The organism is Paenibacillus sp. HWE-109, from assembly GCF_022163125.1.
Taxonomy (GTDB): domain Bacteria; phylum Bacillota; class Bacilli; order Paenibacillales; family NBRC-103111; genus Paenibacillus_E.
In genome coordinates this window covers 4,684,616-4,704,948 of record NZ_CP091881.1, presented here as the reverse complement: position 1 = coordinate 4,704,948, position 20,333 = coordinate 4,684,616, and the positions used below count along the sequence as shown (strand labels likewise).

Genomic DNA, 20,333 nt, shown 5'->3' with positions numbered 1-20,333 from the left:
AGAGGGGCTCATGCAATGAACATCTTGCAAGCATTGTTTTTCCCCCCGGAACAGCCGGGTGGGGTGTCATCCATGGTCCCGTATATTTTGGACCGATTTAATAAAAAAGGCTGGGAAATGGAATTATTTTCGTTACCTAAACGAATTCGCAACAAGGGTACGGAGGAAGTGAACTTCAGCACTTTCGATTGGCGTAAATATGCCGGGAACCCGATTGTTGATAAATACATTCAGACCTACAAAGATTATGTATGGTGGACAAAATTAAGAATTTCCAAGAAATTCGATATTATCCATGCTCATCATCCGATTGCGGCACTGGCGATGAAACAGATCTATCCGGATACGCCAGTCATCCTGACCATTCACTCAAGCTTTGAGAGAGAGCTGATTCTTAATAACCGCATTGAGCCAAACGGGATTGAGCATCAATTCCTGACGCAAATTTATGGAGAGCTGGAAGCTAAAGCAGATCAAATTATAACGGTTTCCAATTCGTTTAAGCAGTATATGTCCGATTATGTTCAGGATAGTGAGCGGATCGGTGTTATTCCAAATGGTTTCGATGAGAAACGATTCCGGCCGATTTCCCATGAAAATCCAGTTACGCAGTTCATTACGGTATGCCGGCTAGTGCCTGCCAAAGGGCTGGATACGCTATTGATTGCCTGTGGTGAACTGAAAAAGCGCGGTCATCCTTTCGTGCTGCATATTATCGGAGATGGACCGAGCCGCGAAGAGTTGGAGAAGCTGGCCATCGAGCATAACATATATGAAGATACGATTTTTTACGGCTATATGCTGCATCCTGAGGAATTTATGCCGTTTTTCGATGTGTTTGTGCTGCCGTCCCGTGCTGAGGCATTCGGATCTGTATTCGCGGAGGCAGCTCTATGTTGGTTAGCGCTGATTGGTACGGATGTAGGCGGGATCGCGGAGCAAATCGAGCATGGACACAATGGATTGCTTGTTCCTGTTGGTGATGCTATGGCATTAAGCCATGCTTTGGAGAAAGTCGTGATCGATCCTACTTTCCGATATAACTTGGCACGAACGGCTTGGGAGAAGGCGAAGAAAACCTATTCGTTGAACCGGGTGCTGCGCCAACTGAAAAGCGTCTATGAAAGCTACCCCGTCAGAGAGACGGCAAATGAAACTGACAACGAATAAACGGGAATAGAAAGGCGTTAGATTATGAAACGACTGCGGTTTATGCATGCCGCCGATCTGCATCTGGACAGTCCGTTCAAAGGCATGTCGGCGCTGCCTGAACGAGTTCGTGAGCGAATTCGCGAATCTACGTTTGAAGCGCTCAAGGAACTCGTAGGATTAGCTATCCGCGAGCAGGTAGATTTTGTGCTCATTAGCGGAGATGTTTATGATATATCAGATCGTTCTCTGCGCGCACAAATTCGCTTTCAGAAGGCATTGGAGCAATTAGCAGAGCACGGTATATCGACCTATGTTATTCATGGTAATCATGACCCGGAGGATGGACGCGCCGCGAAGCTGGTTTGGCCGGCAGGCGTCCATTTTTTTGCATGCGACCGGGTGGAAACGATCACGGTGGAGAAGGGCAATCGCGGAAAGATCGCGCAAATCCATGGGATTTCTTATCGCAACGCGGCTGTCACGGATAATTTGGCGCTGCAATTTCGCCAAGGACAAGAAGCGGTATGTCAGATTGCACTGCTGCACACGAACGTGGATGGCGATCCAGGTCATGATAATTATGCGCCTTGCCGCAAACAGGACTTGTTAGATGCTGGCATGCATTACTGGGCGTTAGGTCATGTTCACACGAGAAATGTGCTGCATGAACACCCAGCCATTGTGTACCCAGGCAACCTGCAAGGCCGAAGTATTCGGGAAATCGGAGCACGCGGCTGCTATATCGTCGAGATGTCGGAAGATGGACGTGCTGAGTTGACGTTCCATGCTTTGGATCGTGTGCGTTGGTTTCATGAACGGTTATCCGTTTCAGGGTTACAATCGGAACAGGAATTGAAAGACTTGCTGGGTGAGCGGCTAGAGCGAGTTCGATCTGAAGCGGACGGCAGAGATGCTGTCGTGCGATTTGTTTTGGAAGGACGCAGCGCTGTTCATAGCCTTCTGCGCAAAGGACGTGCGCTGCAAGAGTTGACAGCTGAGCTGCGATTGTCGGAAGAGGAGAGTAGCCGCTTCGTTTGGGTGGAAACGATCGAGGATCGAACGGCAAGTGAGCTGGACCTCGGGGCTCTCTTGCAGGAGTCCAGTTTTCTGGGCGATCTCCTGCGATATTCCGCTGCGCTGCAAGCGGATGAGGCTGCGCTGAATGGCTTTGCGAGCGAGGCATTGGCAGCGCTGCAGAGTCTTCCCCAGGCTGCTGGGAATGGGGCTGTCATGGAGCCTGAACGACTGCGCGAGCTGCTTCGCGCTGCAGAAGAACTAGCCGCGGACTTGCTGTCCGCGGATGGGGGGGAAAGCGGATGAGAATAGTCGCTATCCAGGTGGATGGTTTCGGCAGCCTTCGTCAGCGGCAGTTGGACACGAACAACTCGGTCGTGGTGTTCTATGGGGCTAACGAAGCGGGCAAGAGTACGCTGATGGGTTTCGTCCGAGCGGTGCTGTTCGGCTTCCCCACGCGCCAGAACCGCTCGGAGCGTTATGAGCCGCTGGGCGGCGGCGCTCATGGAGGTTCCTTGACGCTGATGGACAGCCACGGGCAGCTTATTCGCGTCGAGCGATACGACGCGCCCGCCGCAGGCGGCAAACGTGCCTCTGCGGGGCACGTCAAGGTTACCCTCGGTGATGGCACCACCGGAGGGGAAGAACTGCTGAACACGCTGCTGGGCGGCCTGTCGGCCGACCTCTTTCGCAGCTTGTTCGCTTTCGGTTTAACCGAGCTGCAGGAGCTGCGCACCCTGCAGACCGACGAGCTCAGCGGCTATCTGTATAGCGCTGGGCTTGGCGTGAGCGGCTCGGCCATCATGGAGGCCGAGCGCAAGCTGACGGCGCAGGCCGACGGCCTGTACAGACCCCGCGGTCGCAATCAGGAGATGAACCGTCTCCTGAAAGAGCTGGAGGGGTTGGAGCAGTCGCTGCGCCGCAGCAAGGACCAAGCAGCCGACTATGATCGGCTGCAGGCAGAGCGCCGCTCCGCGGAGGCGCGCATCGCTGCGCTGGAGCAGCAGCAGGAAGCGCTGCGCGCGGAGCAGCAGAAGCTGAGCCTGGCCGGCAAAGCGCGAAGCGGATGGGTCCGCTTGCGTCAGATCGGCCAGGAACTGGCAGAGCTGCCCGCGCTGGCCAGCTTCCCCGAGCATGCTTCGGCGCGGCTCGAAGCGCTCGAGGCAGAGCTGGAGCGCGTTCATGCAGACCGAACGCGGCTCCAGCTGCGGAAGTCCGAACTAGAGAGTCAGCTTCATGCGCTGGAGATCCAGCCGAAGCTGCTGGAGCATCAAGTGGAGCTGAATCACTTGCTGGAGCAGGCTGCCGCGTATGAAGATCAGAAACGCAGCCGAGATCAATTGCGCGTGGAACAGGATCATCAACAATCGCAATTAGACAGACTGCTGAAACAAATAGATGCTCAAGGGGAAGAGAACGCGTTTGATTTGTCGACTTTTTCAGTCTCTATCTCTCTGCGTGAGCAAATTCGCGCCTACAAAGAACAGTTTCTTCAATGCCGGGCTGATGAACTGCGTGTACAAACGGAGCTTGATAGTTTGGAACACCAACTTGCACGGCTGCAGGAACTGATTAGAGGGATCGAGTCCGATTTACGCAAGATGCCTGCAATGACGGGGACTGTTGATCCTCTCACGGCTTTGCAGCGCATTTCTGGCGATTATACACAGTGGCAATGGTTAGTGCGTGACGCTGAACATCAGCAAGAACGTGAGGCGGTGCAGCAGCAATTTCAGCTGAGCCTTGAAGAAGCAGCCAGAGCCGGGAAATCCGCAGCGCGAAAGCTGCGACAGCGAATTTTGATATTGAGCGGAATATTGGCGATTATTGTCCCATTCGTAGCCATTTGGCAAGGTAATCCATTATTTGCGCTGCTTCTCTTTGTCTTGTTAGCCGGTGCAGCCTGTTTCATTTTTCTGACGGATCGTCAGTCAATCGAACAGCGATCAGCGAGAGTGATGCCATCTGTGTCAGATCGAAGGGAACAGCGGGCGGATCATGAGCGAGGGCTTCACGACATCGAAAGACGCTTGCGAGAGCAGATTCAAGCCTTTGAGCAACAGCAGGCCGGGTATCACGAGGCAGCGGCAACAGTCCATGGGTTGAAAATAACGGATCATTCTTTTAATGCCGATCTTTCTGGGTTCAAGCCGCAATTGGATGCCTGGATCAGGGAAGCGGAACAAAGCAAACAACATCTCAATGAACACCGCCGCAAGCTGGATAAGCTGCAGGAGGCGAAGGAAAACAGGCATGCCTTAGAGCAGCAGGCTGACCAGCGTCAAGGGCAGCTTGAGCGAGTGGAAGAGGAGAATCAACAGCTGCAATTGAGCTGGCGTCAGCTTCTTCAATCGCTTGGATTAGCTGCCAGCTTGTCTCCTGATGCGGCCTTGGAATCCTTGCAATTGATTGAGCTTGGGCAAGAAAGTTTACGTCAGCTTCATAAGCTTACTGCCAAAGCAGATGCTTTGGTCGTGAACATACAGCAGTACGAAGATCAAGTTGCGCAGCGGCTTGAGCTTGCGCGAACAGCCCGGGAAGAGTCGGTTTATGCGCTCAAAAGCTGGAAAGACAAAGAGCAGGAGCAGCTCAAGCAGCTTGCCAAGAAACAGCATTGTGAACAGCTATGCGTTGATAATGAGCAAGATCAGTTGCTGTTGGGTGCCACTGAAGAGCGTATTCAGGAGCGGCTTAGGTTGCTTTTGCAAGAGGCGAATGCCAGAGACAGAGAAGAACTTCGCATCCATCAGAGACAGCAGGAAGAGCGGCGCAAGTTGGCAGAAGAGCAAAAACTGCTGGAGGCTTCACTCGTATCCCTGCTTAGTACTTCGCAATTTGATGCCTACACGGAGCTCTTAGATCAGAGCGGTGAAGAAGAGATGGCTCAGCAATTGGCTGTATGGCATACACAACTATCTGAATCTTTGCGGGAGTCGAATGAATGGCGTGAAGTCATCGGCAAGCTGGACGGGCAGATCGAAAAGCTGGAACAAGGCACAGAGCATGCTGACAAACTGCTGAAACTTGAAGATTACAGGGCAACACTGCACGAGCAGGTGGATCAGTATGCCGTTGCTTCGTTTGCTTCTCTGTTATTGAAGAAAGCGCGTGAGGTGTATGAGAAGGAGCGTCAACCAGGCGTGCTTTTGCGTGCATCGGATTATTTTGCGCAAATGACGAACGGTGCCTTTTCACAAGTCAAAGCACCTTTTGGCGAGCAGCGCCTTGTTGCCTTCCGTGCGAACGGACAGGCTGTGGAAACGAATCAACTGAGCCGTGGAACTGCGGAACAACTCTACTTGGCGATGCGATTTGCCCTAGTGGAGGAGTATGCGGGGAAAGCGGTTTTACCGCTGGTTATGGACGATATTCTCGTCAATTTCGATGAGGAACGGATGGTGAGCTGCTTGCGGGTTTTGGCAGAAATCAGCCGCAGGCATCAGGTACTGCTGTTCACCTGTCATGGACATGTTCAAGAAGCAGCGGCGCGTGTTATTCCTGATCATGCTTATATTAATCTTTCAATGACATGAGGTAGTGGTCATTTGAAAGCTGGAGGAATCCGAATGGAATCAGGTAATGATAAGAAAAAAGAACATCGGGAAATTACCTATCAGGTGGGTTGGAAAAAAGGAAAGATCGCCTGGAATGAAGGGGCAGCGGATGGATTAGCCGTCAAATCAGGTAACGAAGGAGAGAATCTCAAGCTTGCTGAAGATGCTTATCTGCAACTAATTTGGCTTCCGGGGATGCGGCTTCCAAGTTGGTTCCTGTTTCCCCTCCTCTTCGCGCTTCCGGTTCTTTGTTTCAGTTTAACGCTGGTTCTGCTATATGGACTGCGTCATGGCTAAAACGACGTATGCACGGATCAAGAAAGGGGGGACTTCCAATTGAATTTACTTTTAGCAATTGTTGGAGGCATATTGGGGCTTTTCGTTACTGGCGCTGCTCTATACACAGCGTGGATGGTTTATAATCTTTGGCAGCAGCAGGCGGCATCACCGCGAGCGGTTAGCCGGGTGGACATTGCGGTTAAATACTTTTCAAGATGGACAATGATGGATTATGCCGCAGTAGCCTTGTTTATCGTTGGTCTGCTGCTTCTGCTGGCGGAGCTTTTCGCTGTGCTGCGTGATCAGGCAGGTGCTGACGTAGTCAATTTTCATTTTTCGTATTTGTTATCTGGCATCATTTTTAGCACACTGGGTACGGTCTTGTTGATCGTTCGTTTGATGATTGTCTTGGGTTTTGCGCAGACAGGCGCTTTACATCGCACGATAGCGATTGCGCCAAATCATGAGGACGAGCCAGATCACGCTAATGAAGCCGAAAACCGGGTATAAGACGGAGAGCAGTGTCTTGAATCCGATTTGGCTGACCAAGTAGCTCAGTGCAAGTATGCCGAACAGCAAAACCTTAGGTTTTAACTTCGTGCGCTGCTGGAGCTGCAAAGATAGGCCATAAGCATCGGCGATAAAAGTGGTGAAAATTTCGCCGTAAATGACGAGCAAATAGGCAAACTGCGGCGCTGAGCCCAGTCGGTTGATAATATTTCCCATGGGAATTTCATACTGGGCAATGCCTGGCATTTGTGCGGAAAGCGCATAATGTGCGGACCATAGAAGCAGCCCAATCCCAGCGCCGCCTAGGAGTCCGCCCCAGTAAAGCACGGACCGCTTCTCGATGGAAGCCCCCATAGGGACGAGTACGGCTTGGGCCATGGCTAGGTTAAAAGCGGTATAGAGGAATGGCGCAAACCCTATTTTCACCAAAGATGCATCACTAGTTATACGCAGCCAGTTGTCTGATGACGGCGAATGCCACGTATAGATGACAATCACAAGACTGAATATGAGCATGATGGGGACTACGAAGGAATTGACGGTCATAATAGCGCCGATGCCGCGGGATAATACGAAGTACGCGAGCACAAGGGTCACTAATAGCCCTGTTTGGTAAGAGAGATGCAGTTGTTCTTCAAAAACGGTTCCGCCTCCGGCTAACATAACGGTTGTGATTCCGAAGAGTACAAGCATGGTAAATAGGCTGATCCAATTTCCAATTTTATGGCCAAACAGAACTCGATTCAGGTCTTCATAGGAAGTTGCTTTCAACTCGTGGGCCATGAGCATAAGTTTAATGCCAATCCAGATGAAGAGAACGGTAGATATAGCGATGGTTAAGGTGGCTAGACCCCCATATTGTGTGAAAAACTGCAAAATCTCTTGTCCGGATGCAAAGCCGGCGCCAACGACGGTCCCGATATAAGTAAAGGCAACTCGGACGATCTGTGATCCTGTTCGCATTTATTGCCCCGCTTTCTTTGGTTTGGTATAGTACAAGGTATGTTAAGGAAGACAAGCGCATGACTGGAACTTGGGGCAAGCCTTCTTTTTTGGTAAAATAAGACTGAACAGGACGGCATCGAATTGGAGGTGTGTCTTTTGTGAAAGAAGCTCTATATGATTTTATAGGACATTACGGCTATATTGCGCTATACATATTGTTGTCTGCCGGCATTATCGGTGTACCTGTACCCGATGAAACGTTAATGGCTTTTGTAGGATCATTGACTGCACCAGGAGGACCCTTTGAGTATGGAACAACGCTGCTAGTGATTTATGCAGGAACGATGACGGGGATGATTGTCAGCTATTTCATCGGTCACCGAGTGGGAAAACCATTCCTCTATCGCTACGGGAAGTGGTTCAAATTAACGCCAAAACGCATTGAGCAAGCGGAAGGCTGGTTTCATAAGTACGGACTATGGACCGTGTTCTTTGGGTATTTTGTGCCGGGCGTGCGCCACTTCACCTGCTACTTGTCCGGTGTCAGTGGTGTCAAGTTCTATAAGTACATGCTGTATGCAGGTACGGGCGCTTTGTTATGGTGTACAACCTTCCTGACACTTGGCCACTTTATTGGAAGCAATTTGGACGGTTTGTTCCAGTTGATTCATAAGTATATGGGGATATCGTTATTCATTTTGGCGATTGTGGCTTTGGTTGGCTTGGCGATTTATTTCCGATTCCGCAAGCGGAGAGTTGTTTGAGATTGGAAAAAAACCATGAAACTCATCCTATTGGAAGAGCTTCATGGTTTTTTGTTGTGGTGCGGTGGTGGAGGCAGGTTAACGCTGTTTTACAGCGTTAAAGTAGCCGACCGAGGCGGAGGCGCAGAGATAACGCTGTAAAACGCGCTTGCAAGCCAAAAAGTCCCTCCGGAACAAGTCCTGAGGGGCTTTCTTGCTTCAGCTTAATGGTCTGCAAAAAGCTTAATCGATTGAATCGTGCCTTCACCTGGATCGATATCCAGTTTCAATAAGGTGCCTTGTGATTTGTACGATAGCACATATGTCGTGTTGGAATCCGGTTTGCCCAGAATCGCGATGGCATCCTGTGCTTTTTGACCTAGGTGCAGGCCACGCAGGCCAGGATCGATTTCGGTGGAATGAACATCCACGAATTCAAGCGTGTCCTTCTTGTTGAAGCCTACGGAAAAGTCGGTGAAGTCGTAGACTTGGATGGCATCTTCATCTTCATCCATGACGAATTGCTTTTTTGCTTTCCCGAACCGATCCAATACGGCGGTCTTGCTCGTTCCTAATTTCAAACCCATCAATGTCGGCTTTTCTTGTTGATACGCATCTTCCGCTTTCACTTTCGGCTTAGCTGACGGCTTCGAACTGGCAGGTGTTTGGGGCAGATCGGATAGATCTGTCTTGGACGAGCCTGCGACCTGTGCTTCATGCTTAGCGACGGAGTCTTCCGGAGTTGGTGCTGCTGTCGGAGATACAACGGCGATGGCTGGTGGTGTGATTTCCGGCGTTGTGTTTTGATATTGGGTCTGCACAATCGGATCTATTGTAGGCTGTACGGGAGGAGCAGATGACTCTTGACACCCTGTAACCAGCAACGACGCAACAGCTACTGGCACGCAGCCAAGAAGGATAGGTTTAATAAGGTTGTTCATCATCATCTTCCTTTCTGCCGAATCTTTGTCATAAAAATACAACATGTCTAATCATACTGCTTTCTGGTTGTTAATCTCAATGGATCTTGAAGCCTAAATGTGAGCAATTATAGAACGAATTTGATCAATGTTGCAAGCCTCATAAGTATAGACACCGTCAAGGACGTAAAAGTTTCACTTCAAATAGACGATATTCATAAATTGGGACTTGAAACCTACTTCATCAATATGGTAACTTACTCATAATAGACAGGATTAGGGGGCCAGTATCATGGAATTGTTAAAACAGCGAATCCTAGAAGTCGGTGTCGTTGTATCGGATCAAGTACTTAAACTGGATGCCATTCTTAATCATCAAGTGGATCCTGTACTCATCATGGAGATGGGTAAAGAGTTTGCCAGATTATTCCGAGAAACGAAGCCGGATAAAGTACTTACGGTCGAATCTTCCGGTATTCCGATTGCATACACAACTGCGTTGCAACTAGAAGTGCCTATGGTTTTTGCGCGTCGCAAGAAAACGTTGACGATGGATCAAGATACGTACAGTGAGCGTGTGCCTTCTTTTACCAAAGGAATTGTAACCGACATTATGGTATCCTCCCATCTGCTGCACAAAGGGGAGCGTGTCTTGTTGATCGATGATTTCATCGCTAATGGAGATGCGGCTCGCGGCTTGATTCGCATTATTGAAAAAGCGGAAGCTGAGCTGGTCGGTGTGGGAATAGCCGTGGAAAAATCATTCCAAGCTGGGGGAAATTCGATTCGCGAACGAGGGATTCGAGTGGAATCTTTGGCACGTATTTCTTCCTTGGCGAACGGGCAGATCACTTTTAACTGATTTTACATCTAGACTTTGACTTCCCTGAAAACGATTTATCCTTTATAATGGGAACTAGGTAAGAGAGGAGGCTGACATCTATGGGTATCGAAAATGGTTCCATTGAATATTTCATGACTAAGCTTGGGGAAGCCAAAACACATTTTGAACGTGCTCTTGATTGTAAGCATACAGAGTTCGATGACCTGTATCCCTATATGATTGAACACCCTCAATTTTTCTGGTATAAGCGCTATGTTGCATGGTCTGAGTTGTTAACAATCGTGAAACTCTGCACAGAGCTCACTATAGAGTGGGAACAACAATTTTCCGCGGCACAAGTGGAATATATTCAGAAGCGCGTAATGTCTAGCAAAGTCCTTGATTTCTGGTTTGAGACGAATGATTCGAAGGAACATGTTAGTTAATTCTTCCCCATATACAGAAGAGGCCAATGAATCCGGATGGATGTCGTTGGCCTCTTTTTTTATCGTTCTTTTTTGCTCAAATCCCATTTTCCAAAACGTTCATACTCTCAATGTGCTGCTTGGTTTGTGGAGATCCTAGTTGATGTAAGGCGCGGTACACTTCGGTTAAATAATAATCGTACTCTTGATTCGCTTCATTGTGGTAGTAAACTTTCCAGGGCAGCCATGAAGTGCTGTAGCTTCCTTGTGAAGAGTTGTCCGTTTCCTCGAAAAGCTCCCGTAATTTATCAAGTTCTTCATCCGTCGCGGAGATTTCAAATTCATAGTTCAAGGCTTCTTTATCTTCAAGTACTTCACCCGTGCCGACGTTGATATAATAGGTTTTTTTATCCACCAGATAACCTCCCATACGGTTGCGATCGCGTAGCTTCATTTCGTCTTGATTAAGGTAACCCGACTAAAACGGATTTATGTAAGTTTCAACGAAACGGGAATTGGTGTATGCTAGAAGAGTAAAATTGTCGTATTGGAGGTAGAATGATGATATCGGATGAACAATTAGATCAATATCGAATAGATAGTACCCTGCTGCGAGTGATTCGTGATGTCAGTCCAAGGAACGATGTCCGCGGCATTGTTGTGGCATGGGATGATGATAGCGTGTTGATCCGCAAAAAAAACCGCCGAGTCGTCAAATTGGCTCGCAGTTATGTGTACCAACCCCACGGCGACGAGAGACCGCCTGAATATATGCTGCCGCAGGAATTGATTGAGCCTGATGGTGAGTCGGAAGATGACGAGTAATCCAAATCCTTCGCTTCACAAACAGATACCGATTCAGGGTATTCAGATGGAACTTGTGAGCTCCCCTTATGGGGATTACTTGCTGATTGCAAGTAAACATCCTTTGCGAACGTTGAATTCGTCGCCTTGGGGCGGGGGTTTTGGCATGCATAAACAGCTTATGAACAGACAGGTAGACAAGCGCTACAATGAACCTGATCCCCTTGGGGAGATGGATTCATTTATTCAGCGTGAAGGATTCGACCCTAAAGAATCTGCGGGTATGCTCACGGCAGCTTTCGTGAAGGATGCAGGCTATCACTCGATGAGTTGGAATGCTGAGGGAGATCAATCAGAGGAACGCTTGCAAGTGTGCGCCTGGGTGACCATGGGGCTAGGAAATAAGGCGAGAGCGGGTGCAGAGCTGCCCGCGACCGCGCTTTATCATGGAACGATTAATACCATTGTGGTGATCAATGGATGCCTAACCGATGCGGCGATGGTGAATGCGGTTATCACGGCCACGGAAGCCAAAACGGCGGCGCTCCAAACGTTAGGCGTGCTGGTGGACGGACTGCCGGCTACAGGTACGAGCACCGATGCTGTATTGATTGCTGCGACAGGCCGTGGTCAGACTTACCACTATGCAGGCACGGCTACTTCGCTTGGCTACTTGATCGGGAGAACGGTCTACGAAGCGATTCTTGCCCAGCAGTATTTGTATGACAAAACGCTCGTCTGAAACCACATGGACTCAGACGAGCGTTCGCTTGTTATGGATTAGGTACGGCGAAAGATGCCATATGCGGCTCCCGCCTTAATTGCATCGAATCCGGAATCATCTTCATCTACACTTTGATAGTTGGGATCGTGAACGATTCCCTCGGCTTCACCTTCTGTGAGGTGTCGTTCGTTTCCTGTATATTTAGGCTCCAAGGCTTTGATTTCTTCTTCATCCATCTGTCATCCCTCCTTTGCCCATAGGGTTCGGAAGGCGGAGAGGATTTATACATGTTTTGTAAAAAAAGTATCGTTGACGAGCCTCTATTTGCCATGTTATATTAAGTTTTGTTAAAGCTAAACAAGCGATCATGGCGGAATTGGCAGACGCGCACGGTTCAGGTCCGTGTGGGCTTACCCCCGTGGAGGTTCGAGTCCTCTTGATCGCATTATACTTAAAGCGAAACCCTTCGATTAATCTCGAAGGGTTTATTTTTGTAATACTTGAGTAGTAGCTAATGAACTGTAGGATACTTATAAACGAAAAAAAGGCTGTTTTGGAGAAGTAATGAACTGGATTGACGTTACCCGGTACTTTATTGGCTGAATGGTTATCAAATGCTTGCATTAGCGCATATGGAGTTCATTAGATTTTCAGAATGAGCGATTTTGGCCGAATAAAGGGTATTGAGTTCGTAAAGAGGCTTGCGAAGGTGCATGGACTTGATAAAGTGGCGGATATTCTTGAGAAAACGGCTGAAGCAACCAAATGGGTCGAGCAATTTCAAGCAAAAGCGGCCAAAATCAAAGCGCAGCTTGTTTCTAGCGGTAAGCAGGGCGAGGCAGCTATCGTGGCACAGCCCATGAACAAGCAGCTGTATGTTTATTTTGAAAACATCGCTTTTACGGTCTGCTAATGCATTTTACAACTTTTTCCATGAGTGTGCGTATAAGAAACATAAACTTAATGGAGGTTTAACAATGAAAAAATTTATCATGGGAGTAATTGTAGGAGGAGCAGTATCTCTTTCAACTGTTGCAGCGGCATCTGATTCCATTCAGGCATTCTTGTTTCCAGCATTCTTTACAATAAATGATCAATCCGTAGATATGGATAAAGAATCTCCGATACTTAATTACAACGGCCAAGCATATGTTCCTGTGCGTTTCATGGCAGAACAGTTAGGCGCATATGTTGATTATAATGAAGAGTCCAAGCAGATCATAGTTAATTATTTTCCATCAAATAAGAGCGTGCTTACGGATAGTAAGTATACGAATGTGCATTTCAGCCTTATTGATGTTTATTTAGATGGTGGCTATACAGGAGTTCGCGGCCTGCTCTCTATCGATAAAATAAAGGAAGCAGCGGTAGAAACAGAACATGACATTGAATTTAGTTTGAATTTTTATGATTCAAATGACAAGTTGCTTGGAAAAGCATTAGGATCATCTTTACCTAGATCTTCAGCGGACAAACAAACGATCCGCACAGGTGAGATAAAGACTGTTGGCGCAGGTGAAGTTGGTGATTTTTCGAATTATTCCAAAGTGACTTTTGAAGTTACCCGCTATAAATGAAGATATAGGAAACAACTACCTAATAAGTTTACGCGTATAGCCGCTTTCATGAAAAATAGGTATAATACATAGTATAGTTTGTACATGTTTGAATGAAGGAGATGATAAGTCGATGGAAAGAACAATTACAGGAACACTTTCAGGCAGTTTCGCACATGTGCTTCAAACCTTTGCACTTTCATTGCTGGTCTCATTTCTGGGGACCTTGGTAGGAGCCATGGTTGTTCCTGCTTCGATGATCCCGCTGTTCATTATCGCCGAGGTGGTGATGTTGGTTGCAGCTATTGTGATCCGCATTCGCGGCAAGCATATTGGATACGGCTTCCTGTATGCTTTCACAGCGATTTCTGGCGTGACGCTTTATCCGGTTATAATGGCGTATGGCGGCATACTGGGAGCGCAAGTGGTATCCGGCGCATTCTTCGCGACAGCAGCAATTTTCGGCGGTCTTGCGTTCTATGCACATCGTTCGCAGCGTGACTTCAGCTTCCTGGGCGGATTCTTATTTGCTGGGACGATTGGTCTGGTTTTGATGAGCGTGATCGGAATGTTTGTAGGTTTTGGATCGGTGATCAACCTCGTGTGGTCCATGGTGGGGATTTTGATTTTCAGCGGCTGGGTGCTTTATGATGTAGCTCAATACCGCAACGGTGTAGGTACGGAGGAAGTTCCGTTAGCAGCGCTGAATATTTATCTTGATTTTATCAATCTGTTCCTCTATATCTTGCGCTTTATTGCTTCCATTGTAGGGTTTAACAGAAATTAATTCATTGGTAGCTTCCAAAAAAGCACGCTCGAAACTCACGCTAAGGTGGGTATCGAACGTGCTTTTTTTAGTCTCCGCGAAATTGACGGTTAACCTCTAATAAGGTATGAAGGAGCAGTGTGAGCTCGGAATGGTTTATACGTATCGTTGAAGCTGGTTTTTGGCTATGGTTTAGGGTTAACTCCAGCACTTGATGACGGGTATTCATCTGGATGTGCAACTGATCGGTAAGGAGCACTTGTTCCCACATGCGATGCACCTCTTTCTCTCTATTTACTCTAGTATATGCGGTGATCAAGAGATTAGAAGCTGCGGCAATGACGGGAGTGAATCGATTTTTGGGAATACAAGCACGATTTGCTTGCTTGCTTCATACAATTTAATGATCCTAGAGGAGAGAGGAGATGACCTATGGCGGCTTGCAGCACTTGGACGTATAGAGGGATTTCGTCTTCTGTATTTAAAGCGTTACAACAGGTTGGCAGAAAACAAGGATTTATGATTCCGAATTCAGCTTCGGGTAAATTTATGATTACAGTTGTAGGTATGAATGTCGGGTTCCAATATTCTTGGGATACGCAAGGTCAAACTTTGTTATTGCAGTGTGATAATAAACCGATGTTGCTTGGTTGTGGAACGATAAAAACGTTTGCTGATAAAATCATCGCAGAAAGCGGCGGGAAAATCGGTTGAATGTCTAGCTACCACCTGTCTATCCGTTTAAATACAGAACTCTCTGGTTAAAATAGGGAGAAAAGGCAGGTGGTCGTATGGCCAAAAGTGACGAGTTGGTTAAGTACATAACACAGCAAGTTGTTACCTATATCGATACGCCTAAGGATGTACGCCAACAGGCCAAAGCGATAAATAAGGAACAACGTGAAGATTGGCAGACCCGGTGGTTCGGTATGCTGCCGCTGGCTGCGCGGATGATGTTGGAGCAAGTAAAGCCCAAAAAGTAAGTTGATCCAACCCCATATAAAAACCTTCAAAACCACATGAAAAGTGGCGTTGAAGGTTTTTTATGCTGAGGAGACTACTTATAAATGCGGCCTTGTGCCAGTGCTTCTTCAAGCTGCACGTAACGTGCTCCCATGTGGTCCAGTATGAGGTAGTTGTTATTTTCACCCCATTGTTGATAGCCAAGAATTGCAAGCGGCAGTGTGACAAGACCGCCATATAACTCTGTCACATACGTCAGGTTATTGTGCTGTTTGAGGGCCGATTGAAACTCCTGCACCTTGGAAATAGGGAGTGGTTGGCCTAATATCCAGGGAAGCCGCTCATAAGGATCGAAGGATGGTGTTGCAACCGTGATGGCGGCTCCCTGTAAATCCGTTCCTTGCAGAGATGCCTCCGCTAGCTTAGGTTTTGGGTCTTCCTTGAGCGGCAGCAGTTCCCCGGACTTGGCATCAAGGTAATAGGTTTGCCCTTCTATCGCTACTTTCCATACTGCTGTTAAAGCATCCATATATAAACGGTTTTTAGTTATTTGTTCATTGCGTACAAAATCAGAATAGGACATGGTTGAAGGTATGAGTTCCTGCTGCACCAAAGAGCGGTACAGCGTAGTTAAGCTGAATAAGGGATGAGCACCTGTTCCATATTCATTGAGTCGGAAAGATCCGTTCTCCGCAGCATAAACGATCATATACCCGACTTCCTGGCCATGATCCGTGAGGATGACGCCCCAACCGTGTGTCCCTGGACCGAGTGGGAAACTGTTCCATGAAGCCGATTGCCACGATTCAAAGCCAGCTTCACGGGCGAGAATAGCACGCCAATTGTTGATGGAAGCTTGAAGTGTAGCCTCGCTTCGCAAATCAGCGACCGGCTTCGCGACATGATCATCTTGCGCCGCTTGTGCAAGGCTTGTCCTTTCGACTTGGGCCACGGGATTCGGACCTTCGCCTGCTGAACTTTGGAGCGGGATACAAAACAGACTGCTTACACTAATGAAGCACGCGGTCGTCCATGCTAGCCAACGTGTCATTTTCGTTTCACCTGCCTATCGCAAACTCTCATTTGTATGAATCTATTGTAATTCTTATGCTATAAAAAGATTGTTAGAACCTGTAGCCGTTATTATGCGATGTTTTAGCGACTGGCGTCAGTTCCTGGGTGTTCGTCCGGCGTTCAAATGAAACAAGCCGCAATTGATGACAGATACGACAACGCGCGGCTTATGCTGCCAGTCGATTTCTTGCAGCCGATTGCGGCATCGCGCTTCAATTTCATCGCGTTTATCCGGCTCAGCACTTAATAGAAGGCCATTATAATAAGCCTCTACACGGTCAATTTCACTGCGATGCTGCTCGTTGGCTTCATCTGCCCAGCTATGGTCGTAGGTGCTGATTCGGCGCTCCAACGTCATTTCCAAAGCGTTCACAGCTTTCGACAAAGAGATCGTATCCGGTAAAATATGGATGTTGGCCGGCAGTTTGGGCGAGAGACTCTTCGTCAGCAATTGTTTATGAAAATGTTCGCGGATTTCTCCACTATTCAATTGAATAGCGAGCGAATGAATCTCACTTCGCTTGCGATCGCAGGCAAGCTCTACCTTGTAATTGATGCAAAGCCAGGTATCGTAAACCAGAGCTGCATGGTAGGTAGCTCCAACCGGGAAGGGCTCCTCGAACAAATGAACATACTTGCCGCGTTCCCGCACGATGGTGAACATCTGCTCCAGGCGCCTGCTGCCGAACGTCACCTCGTCTTGCGGGACGCGCGCTGTAATGGTCGTCGGAACGAAACCGAAATAACGGCCGAGTATACTGTCCGAGTTGCCACCCGGCGCTTGTGAAGCGGGCTGACCGACAGGCTGACCGCCATGCTGAACAGAGATCCCTTCGGCAGGAGGGGATTTGACAGCAACCGCAGCTTTCGGTTTGGCTTCCAGCTTCATCTGCTCGGGATCGAAAACGAATTTGTACGTCATCGTCTCTGCAGGAGCGCCAGTCCGTTCCACGAAGCTCCAGTAGTAAGCACGTCCCGTCATTTCCCGGTCAGCTTCCGGGGACAACTTAGCGGTCACATAGGTCGGTGACTTCTCGATAATGGTGCAATTATAGGCTTCCAAAAAACGCATGACGAACGTATGAATGTTCCGTTTGTTCATGGCCGTACCTCACCAATCTCCGAACCGCTTGCAGCATCAAGGATGCTGGAGTAGGCAATTCCCTGCAAGGGATCATTCTGCTCCACTTCGGATTTCACCTCGATGATCGTATGGGCTAGCTGATCGATTTTTTGGCGAATATCTTCTTTGGAACCGGATTCCATCACCATGCGGAAGAGCGAGGACTCAAGGGAGCCTTTCTTCTCAATCTTCTCCAGAATGGTATCCAGCTGTCCGATGACCATCTCAAACATATTGATTTTCTCATGCAGCAAGGAAAGAATATGTTCTTCAATCGTATTGTTTGTGGATAAGTTATAAATGTTAACGTCGTGCTGCTGGCCCAAACGATGGACCCGGCCAATCCGCTGCTCCACGCGCATCGGGTTCCAAGGCAGATCGAAGTTAATCATGTTGTGGCAAAACTGCAGATTGATCCCTTCTCCGCCAGCCTCCGTTGCAACTAGAACTTGAACGCGATTGCGGAATAAATCCATCATCCAGTCTTTTTTGCCGCGATTCATACCGCCGCGATAAGGAACTGCCGTGATCTTATGCTCTTTTAGATAATTCAGCAAATATTCCTGCGAAGCACGGTACTCCGTAAAAATGATCACCTTATCGTTGATGTCCTGGACCAGCTTCATCGTCGTTTCCGCTTTGGTGTTAGCTTTAATGCTGCGAATAAGCTCGACTAGCTCCCAGATTTTGGCGCGTACCGGGGAATCCTCGGCCGTTTTTTTGAACAAGTTAACGAGCGTAATAAAGACAGCATCTCTGGAACTGCATACTTCACGTTGAAGCGTGATCAGCGAGAGCATACTGCTGAGGTCACCAGCACTCTCTTCATAGCGTTTGCGCACAAAATTGGTTACACCATCATAAAGAGCTTGCTCGTCACCCGAAAGTGTCAGCGGGATGTTCTTCACCACACGCTTCGTATAATGAACGCCGCCGTCGCCCCGGCGATTGCGGATCATCACTTTGGACAGCTCTTGCTGCAGCTGCACCTCATTTTTGGGTGTTCGTTTGCCCACGACATAATTGGATTTAAAGCTGCTTTGAATACCTAATTGACCAGGTTTGAGCAGCGTGATGAGATTATATAATTCTTTCAAATCGTTCTGAACCGGTGTGGCGGTGAGCAGCAGACAGTATTTTTTGCGCAGCTCGTTAACGAAGGTGTAATTGGTCGTTTTCTTGTTTTTAAGTTTGTGCGCTTCATCCACGATGAGCATGTCGTATTCCAGACCCATGACGATTTCACGATGCGGATCGCGCTTGGCCGTGTCCATGGAGGCAACAATAATATCGCTTTGCTGCCACATGTAGGCTTTCTTATGAGCGACAGCCGGAATGCCGAACTTGGAATTTAGTTCCCGGACCCATTGCAGAACAAGGGAAGCGGGCACCAGAATCAAGGTTTTGCGGACCAAACCGCGAATCATGTATTCTTTGAGAATCAGACCAGCTTCAATGGTTTTACCTAGACCTACTTCATCTGCTAAAATAGCGCGGCCCCGCATCTCATTGAGCACCCGTTTGGCAGTATCAATCTGATGAGCCATGGGTTCGAGCTGTCCGAGGTGGACCAGACACTGCATTTCGTCAAATGTAGAAATAAGCCCCGATTCTTCAGATTCGTAGGCTAGCTGATATAACGTCCAATCGTCCCATGGACCGCCTCCGCGTACACGATGATCCAGTTCAGTAAACGAGTCCCGCTCGAAGTGCATGTCAAGCTGATGATGAATAGGGCGAATGTTCTCTTGCTGTTCATGTTGTCGCATGGATGTGCCCTCCCTGAACATAGAATACGTGTTAGTATGTCCATAAGAGGCGCTTTCATAACTTTTCCATGTAAGAGTTTTACTACTTTCCTGTACAGACTTCGTAAATACACATTCTTTTATGATATGATATAGCTTGTCTTTGGATTGTAACGTAAGAAAGGGTGACCGATGCAGATGACCGCATGGCGATTCATACATACAGGAGACCGATCTCCTGCTGAAAATATGGCATTAGATGAAGCAATACTTACTGCGCACAGTGAGGGAAAAGTACCGCCTACGGTGAGGTTCTACGGATGGAATCCGGCCACACTATCCATTGGTTATTTTCAAAAGGCCGCAGAGGTTGATCAAGAAGCTGTAGCCAAGGAGGGAATTGGCTTCGTTCGTCGTCCAACCGGCGGGAGAGCCGTTCTCCACGATAAGGAATTGACGTACAGCATTATTGTGGCAGAGGACTATCCGGGGATACCGCGCAATGTGACGGAAGCCTACCGGGTGCTGAGCGAAGGGTTGCTGCAAGGTTTTCGAGCGCTGGGATTGGCCGCTGAGATGGTACAGCTTGCGAGCGATGAAGAGAAAGAGAAATACGCTTCGGCGGGATCGGCGGCGTGCTTCGATTCCCCTTCCTGGTATGAGCTTGTGGTAGAAGGCCGCAAAGTGGCGGGGAGCGCACAGGTTCGGCAAAAAAACGTCGTGCTGCAGCACGGTTCAATATTGCTTGATATGGATACGGATCAACTATTCCGGATGCTCCGTTTTTCCAATGAGAAGGTCGGAGAGCGGATGAAACAAAGCTTTCTGAAGAAAGCTGTGGCAATTAATGATCTGCTTCGTGTGCAGGGGAAAGAACCAGTGACACTCGGGCAAGTCGAGGAAGCCTTTCGTCGTGAGATTGCGGCCGGACTTGGTGTAGAACTTGTGGAGGCTGGCTTGACGGCTTATGAAATGGAGCTGAGTGATCAGCTTGTGCGCGAGAAGTATGGTACTGATGATTGGAATTTACGCCGTTAGAAATAGCAAGAACCTTGAAAGCCACGAGAGTTGTGGATGTTCAAGGTTCTTCTTTTTTTGACATGTAACAGTAAACGAGGAGGACTCGGACTGCCTCGCGCGGAGGGAACTATAGTGCGCTATTCTAGTAAAAAATAGCGTCCGTCAGTTCCCTTATAGGATTAATCGCTAA

The 20,333-nt window shown here is 48.3% G+C and carries 25 protein-coding genes and 1 tRNA gene; 18 read left to right on the top strand and 8 right to left on the bottom strand.

Going from position 1 to position 20,333, the window contains the following annotated elements; all coding sequences use genetic code 11:
• Positions 1 to 15 precede the first annotated feature (15 nt).
• The 5 genes from LOZ80_RS20145 to LOZ80_RS20125 are packed head-to-tail and all read left to right on the top strand — an operon-like array spanning position 16 to position 6,509.
• Positions 16 to 1,170, top strand: coding sequence for a glycosyltransferase family 4 protein (locus tag LOZ80_RS20145; RefSeq protein WP_238166394.1), 1,155 nt, complete (start codon positions 16 to 18; stop codon positions 1,168 to 1,170).
• Between the two features lie 24 nt (positions 1,171 to 1,194).
• Entirely contained in the window at positions 1,195 to 2,472 is a 1,278-nt protein-coding gene (locus LOZ80_RS20140; protein ID WP_238166393.1) for a metallophosphoesterase family protein, read from the top strand.
• On the top strand, positions 2,469 to 5,699 hold the full coding sequence (locus LOZ80_RS20135) for an AAA family ATPase (RefSeq protein ID WP_238166392.1): 3,231 nt from the start codon (positions 2,469 to 2,471) through the stop codon (positions 5,697 to 5,699). The genes LOZ80_RS20140 and LOZ80_RS20135 overlap by 4 nt, the downstream gene beginning before the upstream one ends.
• Before the next feature lie 33 nt (positions 5,700 to 5,732).
• Positions 5,733 to 6,017, top strand: a complete 285-nt coding sequence (locus LOZ80_RS20130) for a hypothetical protein (RefSeq protein ID WP_238166391.1) — start codon at positions 5,733 to 5,735, stop codon at positions 6,015 to 6,017.
• A 39-nt stretch (positions 6,018 to 6,056) separates the two neighbouring features.
• A complete protein-coding gene (locus tag LOZ80_RS20125) occupies positions 6,057 to 6,509 on the top strand; it encodes a hypothetical protein (protein WP_238166390.1) in 453 nt (150 codons plus the stop codon).
• On the opposite strand, the gene LOZ80_RS20120 is transcribed toward LOZ80_RS20125, so the two are convergent.
• A complete protein-coding gene (locus tag LOZ80_RS20120) occupies positions 6,432 to 7,472 on the bottom strand; it encodes a YkvI family membrane protein (protein ID WP_238166389.1) in 1,041 nt (346 codons plus the stop codon). The two genes, LOZ80_RS20125 and LOZ80_RS20120, sit on opposite strands and share 78 nt — an antisense overlap.
• A 140-nt stretch (positions 7,473 to 7,612) precedes the next feature.
• On the opposite strand from LOZ80_RS20120, the gene LOZ80_RS20115 reads away from it, so the two are divergent.
• Both LOZ80_RS20115 and LOZ80_RS39180 read left to right on the top strand, forming a co-directional pair.
• On the top strand, positions 7,613 to 8,218 hold the full coding sequence (locus tag LOZ80_RS20115) for a DedA family protein (protein ID WP_189008804.1): 606 nt from the start codon (positions 7,613 to 7,615) through the stop codon (positions 8,216 to 8,218).
• A gap of 15 nt (positions 8,219 to 8,233) precedes the next feature.
• Positions 8,234 to 8,359 (top strand): hypothetical protein, encoded by a 126-nt coding sequence (locus tag LOZ80_RS39180; RefSeq protein WP_283214678.1) that lies wholly within the window; start codon positions 8,234 to 8,236, stop codon positions 8,357 to 8,359.
• 62 nt (positions 8,360 to 8,421) lie between these two features.
• Here LOZ80_RS39180 and LOZ80_RS20110 read toward each other — a convergent pair whose 3' ends face one another.
• A complete protein-coding gene (locus LOZ80_RS20110; protein WP_238166388.1) occupies positions 8,422 to 9,183 on the bottom strand; it encodes a DUF4309 domain-containing protein in 762 nt (253 codons plus the stop codon).
• A gap of 226 nt (positions 9,184 to 9,409) precedes the next feature.
• On the opposite strand from LOZ80_RS20110, the gene LOZ80_RS20105 reads away from it, so the two are divergent.
• Both LOZ80_RS20105 and LOZ80_RS20100 read left to right on the top strand, forming a co-directional pair.
• Positions 9,410 to 9,979, top strand: coding sequence for a xanthine phosphoribosyltransferase (locus LOZ80_RS20105; protein ID WP_189010158.1), 570 nt, complete (start codon positions 9,410 to 9,412; stop codon positions 9,977 to 9,979).
• A gap of 80 nt (positions 9,980 to 10,059) precedes the next feature.
• Positions 10,060 to 10,386 (top strand): hypothetical protein, encoded by a 327-nt coding sequence (locus LOZ80_RS20100; protein WP_079413697.1) that lies wholly within the window; start codon positions 10,060 to 10,062, stop codon positions 10,384 to 10,386.
• 76 nt (positions 10,387 to 10,462) lie between these two features.
• Here the strand turns inward: LOZ80_RS20100 and LOZ80_RS20095 are convergent, their stop codons facing one another.
• Entirely contained in the window at positions 10,463 to 10,780 is a 318-nt protein-coding gene (locus LOZ80_RS20095; RefSeq protein ID WP_238166387.1) for a hypothetical protein, read from the bottom strand.
• Between the two features lie 143 nt (positions 10,781 to 10,923).
• Between LOZ80_RS20095 and LOZ80_RS20090 the strand changes: the two genes are divergently transcribed.
• Entirely contained in the window at positions 10,924 to 11,190 is a 267-nt protein-coding gene (locus tag LOZ80_RS20090) for a hypothetical protein (protein WP_443146967.1), read from the top strand.
• Entirely contained in the window at positions 11,180 to 11,911 is a 732-nt protein-coding gene (locus LOZ80_RS20085; RefSeq protein WP_238166386.1) for an adenosylcobinamide amidohydrolase, read from the top strand. The genes LOZ80_RS20090 and LOZ80_RS20085 overlap by 11 nt, the downstream gene beginning before the upstream one ends.
• A gap of 38 nt (positions 11,912 to 11,949) precedes the next feature.
• On the opposite strand, the gene LOZ80_RS20080 is transcribed toward LOZ80_RS20085, so the two are convergent.
• Positions 11,950 to 12,129 (bottom strand): hypothetical protein, encoded by a 180-nt coding sequence (locus LOZ80_RS20080; RefSeq protein ID WP_238166385.1) that lies wholly within the window; start codon positions 12,127 to 12,129, stop codon positions 11,950 to 11,952.
• Positions 12,130 to 12,254: 125 nt separating this feature from the next.
• On the opposite strand from LOZ80_RS20080, the gene LOZ80_RS20075 reads away from it, so the two are divergent.
• The 4 genes from LOZ80_RS20075 to LOZ80_RS20060 all read left to right on the top strand — a co-directional run bounded on the left by LOZ80_RS20075 (position 12,255) and on the right by LOZ80_RS20060 (position 14,236).
• Positions 12,255 to 12,338, top strand: a tRNA-Leu gene (locus LOZ80_RS20075).
• A 264-nt stretch (positions 12,339 to 12,602) separates the two neighbouring features.
• Entirely contained in the window at positions 12,603 to 12,806 is a 204-nt protein-coding gene (locus tag LOZ80_RS20070) for a hypothetical protein (RefSeq protein ID WP_238166384.1), read from the top strand.
• A gap of 64 nt (positions 12,807 to 12,870) precedes the next feature.
• Entirely contained in the window at positions 12,871 to 13,470 is a 600-nt protein-coding gene (locus LOZ80_RS20065) for a stalk domain-containing protein (RefSeq protein WP_238166383.1), read from the top strand.
• A 112-nt stretch (positions 13,471 to 13,582) separates the two neighbouring features.
• Positions 13,583 to 14,236, top strand: coding sequence for a Bax inhibitor-1/YccA family protein (locus tag LOZ80_RS20060; protein ID WP_238166382.1), 654 nt, complete (start codon positions 13,583 to 13,585; stop codon positions 14,234 to 14,236).
• A 67-nt stretch (positions 14,237 to 14,303) separates the two neighbouring features.
• Here the strand turns inward: LOZ80_RS20060 and LOZ80_RS20055 are convergent, their stop codons facing one another.
• Positions 14,304 to 14,486, bottom strand: a complete 183-nt coding sequence (locus tag LOZ80_RS20055; RefSeq protein WP_238166381.1) for a hypothetical protein — start codon at positions 14,484 to 14,486, stop codon at positions 14,304 to 14,306.
• A 161-nt stretch (positions 14,487 to 14,647) separates the two neighbouring features.
• On the opposite strand from LOZ80_RS20055, the gene LOZ80_RS20050 reads away from it, so the two are divergent.
• Positions 14,648 to 14,929 carry a hypothetical protein gene (locus LOZ80_RS20050; protein ID WP_238166380.1) on the top strand — a complete coding sequence of 94 codons (282 nt, stop codon included), beginning with the start codon at positions 14,648 to 14,650 and terminating at the stop codon, positions 14,927 to 14,929.
• A 77-nt stretch (positions 14,930 to 15,006) separates the two neighbouring features.
• Positions 15,007 to 15,198 (top strand): YqzE family protein, encoded by a 192-nt coding sequence (locus LOZ80_RS20045; protein WP_238166379.1) that lies wholly within the window; start codon positions 15,007 to 15,009, stop codon positions 15,196 to 15,198.
• A 74-nt stretch (positions 15,199 to 15,272) separates the two neighbouring features.
• On the opposite strand, the gene LOZ80_RS20040 is transcribed toward LOZ80_RS20045, so the two are convergent.
• The 3 genes from LOZ80_RS20040 to LOZ80_RS20030 form a co-directional block, all read right to left on the bottom strand.
• A complete protein-coding gene (locus LOZ80_RS20040) occupies positions 15,273 to 16,229 on the bottom strand; it encodes a hypothetical protein (RefSeq protein WP_238166378.1) in 957 nt (318 codons plus the stop codon).
• A gap of 117 nt (positions 16,230 to 16,346) precedes the next feature.
• On the bottom strand, positions 16,347 to 17,354 hold the full coding sequence (locus LOZ80_RS20035; RefSeq protein WP_238166377.1) for a YqhG family protein: 1,008 nt from the start codon (positions 17,352 to 17,354) through the stop codon (positions 16,347 to 16,349).
• Entirely contained in the window at positions 17,351 to 19,144 is a 1,794-nt protein-coding gene (locus LOZ80_RS20030; RefSeq protein WP_238166376.1) for a DEAD/DEAH box helicase, read from the bottom strand. Before LOZ80_RS20030 ends, LOZ80_RS20035 begins: the two co-directional genes overlap by 4 nt.
• Before the next feature lie 177 nt (positions 19,145 to 19,321).
• Between LOZ80_RS20030 and LOZ80_RS20025 the strand changes: the two genes are divergently transcribed.
• Positions 19,322 to 20,161 carry a lipoate--protein ligase family protein gene (locus tag LOZ80_RS20025; RefSeq protein ID WP_238166375.1) on the top strand — a complete coding sequence of 280 codons (840 nt, stop codon included), beginning with the start codon at positions 19,322 to 19,324 and terminating at the stop codon, positions 20,159 to 20,161.
• Positions 20,162 to 20,333 lie beyond the last annotated feature (172 nt).

Excerpts from the sequence above, each read along its gene's own strand:
- LOZ80_RS20145 (WP_238166394.1), top strand. The coding sequence starts at position 16 with ATGAACATCTTGCAAGCATTGTTTTTCCCCCCGGAACAGCCGGGTGGG.
- LOZ80_RS20140 (WP_238166393.1), top strand. The coding sequence starts at position 1,195 with ATGAAACGACTGCGGTTTATGCATGCCGCCGATCTGCATCTGGACAGT.
- LOZ80_RS20135 (WP_238166392.1), top strand. The coding sequence starts at position 2,469 with ATGAGAATAGTCGCTATCCAGGTGGATGGTTTCGGCAGCCTTCGTCAG.
- LOZ80_RS20130 (WP_238166391.1), top strand. The coding sequence starts at position 5,733 with ATGGAATCAGGTAATGATAAGAAAAAAGAACATCGGGAAATTACCTAT.
- LOZ80_RS20120 (WP_238166389.1), bottom strand. The coding sequence starts at position 7,472 with ATGCGAACAGGATCACAGATCGTCCGAGTTGCCTTTACTTATATCGGG.
- LOZ80_RS39180 (WP_283214678.1), top strand. The coding sequence starts at position 8,234 with ATGAAACTCATCCTATTGGAAGAGCTTCATGGTTTTTTGTTGTGGTGC.
- LOZ80_RS20110 (WP_238166388.1), bottom strand. The coding sequence starts at position 9,183 with ATGTTGTATTTTTATGACAAAGATTCGGCAGAAAGGAAGATGATGATG.
- LOZ80_RS20105 (WP_189010158.1), top strand. The coding sequence starts at position 9,410 with ATGGAATTGTTAAAACAGCGAATCCTAGAAGTCGGTGTCGTTGTATCG.
- LOZ80_RS20100 (WP_079413697.1), top strand. The coding sequence starts at position 10,060 with ATGGGTATCGAAAATGGTTCCATTGAATATTTCATGACTAAGCTTGGG.
- LOZ80_RS20090 (WP_443146967.1), top strand. The coding sequence starts at position 10,924 with ATGATGATATCGGATGAACAATTAGATCAATATCGAATAGATAGTACC.
- LOZ80_RS20085 (WP_238166386.1), top strand. The coding sequence starts at position 11,180 with ATGACGAGTAATCCAAATCCTTCGCTTCACAAACAGATACCGATTCAG.
- LOZ80_RS20080 (WP_238166385.1), bottom strand. The coding sequence starts at position 12,129 with ATGGATGAAGAAGAAATCAAAGCCTTGGAGCCTAAATATACAGGAAAC.
- LOZ80_RS20065 (WP_238166383.1), top strand. The coding sequence starts at position 12,871 with ATGAAAAAATTTATCATGGGAGTAATTGTAGGAGGAGCAGTATCTCTT.
- LOZ80_RS20060 (WP_238166382.1), top strand. The coding sequence starts at position 13,583 with ATGGAAAGAACAATTACAGGAACACTTTCAGGCAGTTTCGCACATGTG.
- LOZ80_RS20055 (WP_238166381.1), bottom strand. The coding sequence starts at position 14,486 with ATGTGGGAACAAGTGCTCCTTACCGATCAGTTGCACATCCAGATGAAT.
- LOZ80_RS20050 (WP_238166380.1), top strand. The coding sequence starts at position 14,648 with ATGGCGGCTTGCAGCACTTGGACGTATAGAGGGATTTCGTCTTCTGTA.
- LOZ80_RS20045 (WP_238166379.1), top strand. The coding sequence starts at position 15,007 with ATGGCCAAAAGTGACGAGTTGGTTAAGTACATAACACAGCAAGTTGTT.
- LOZ80_RS20040 (WP_238166378.1), bottom strand. The coding sequence starts at position 16,229 with ATGACACGTTGGCTAGCATGGACGACCGCGTGCTTCATTAGTGTAAGC.
- LOZ80_RS20035 (WP_238166377.1), bottom strand. The coding sequence starts at position 17,354 with ATGAACAAACGGAACATTCATACGTTCGTCATGCGTTTTTTGGAAGCC.
- LOZ80_RS20030 (WP_238166376.1), bottom strand. The coding sequence starts at position 19,144 with ATGCGACAACATGAACAGCAAGAGAACATTCGCCCTATTCATCATCAG.
- LOZ80_RS20025 (WP_238166375.1), top strand. The coding sequence starts at position 19,322 with ATGACCGCATGGCGATTCATACATACAGGAGACCGATCTCCTGCTGAA.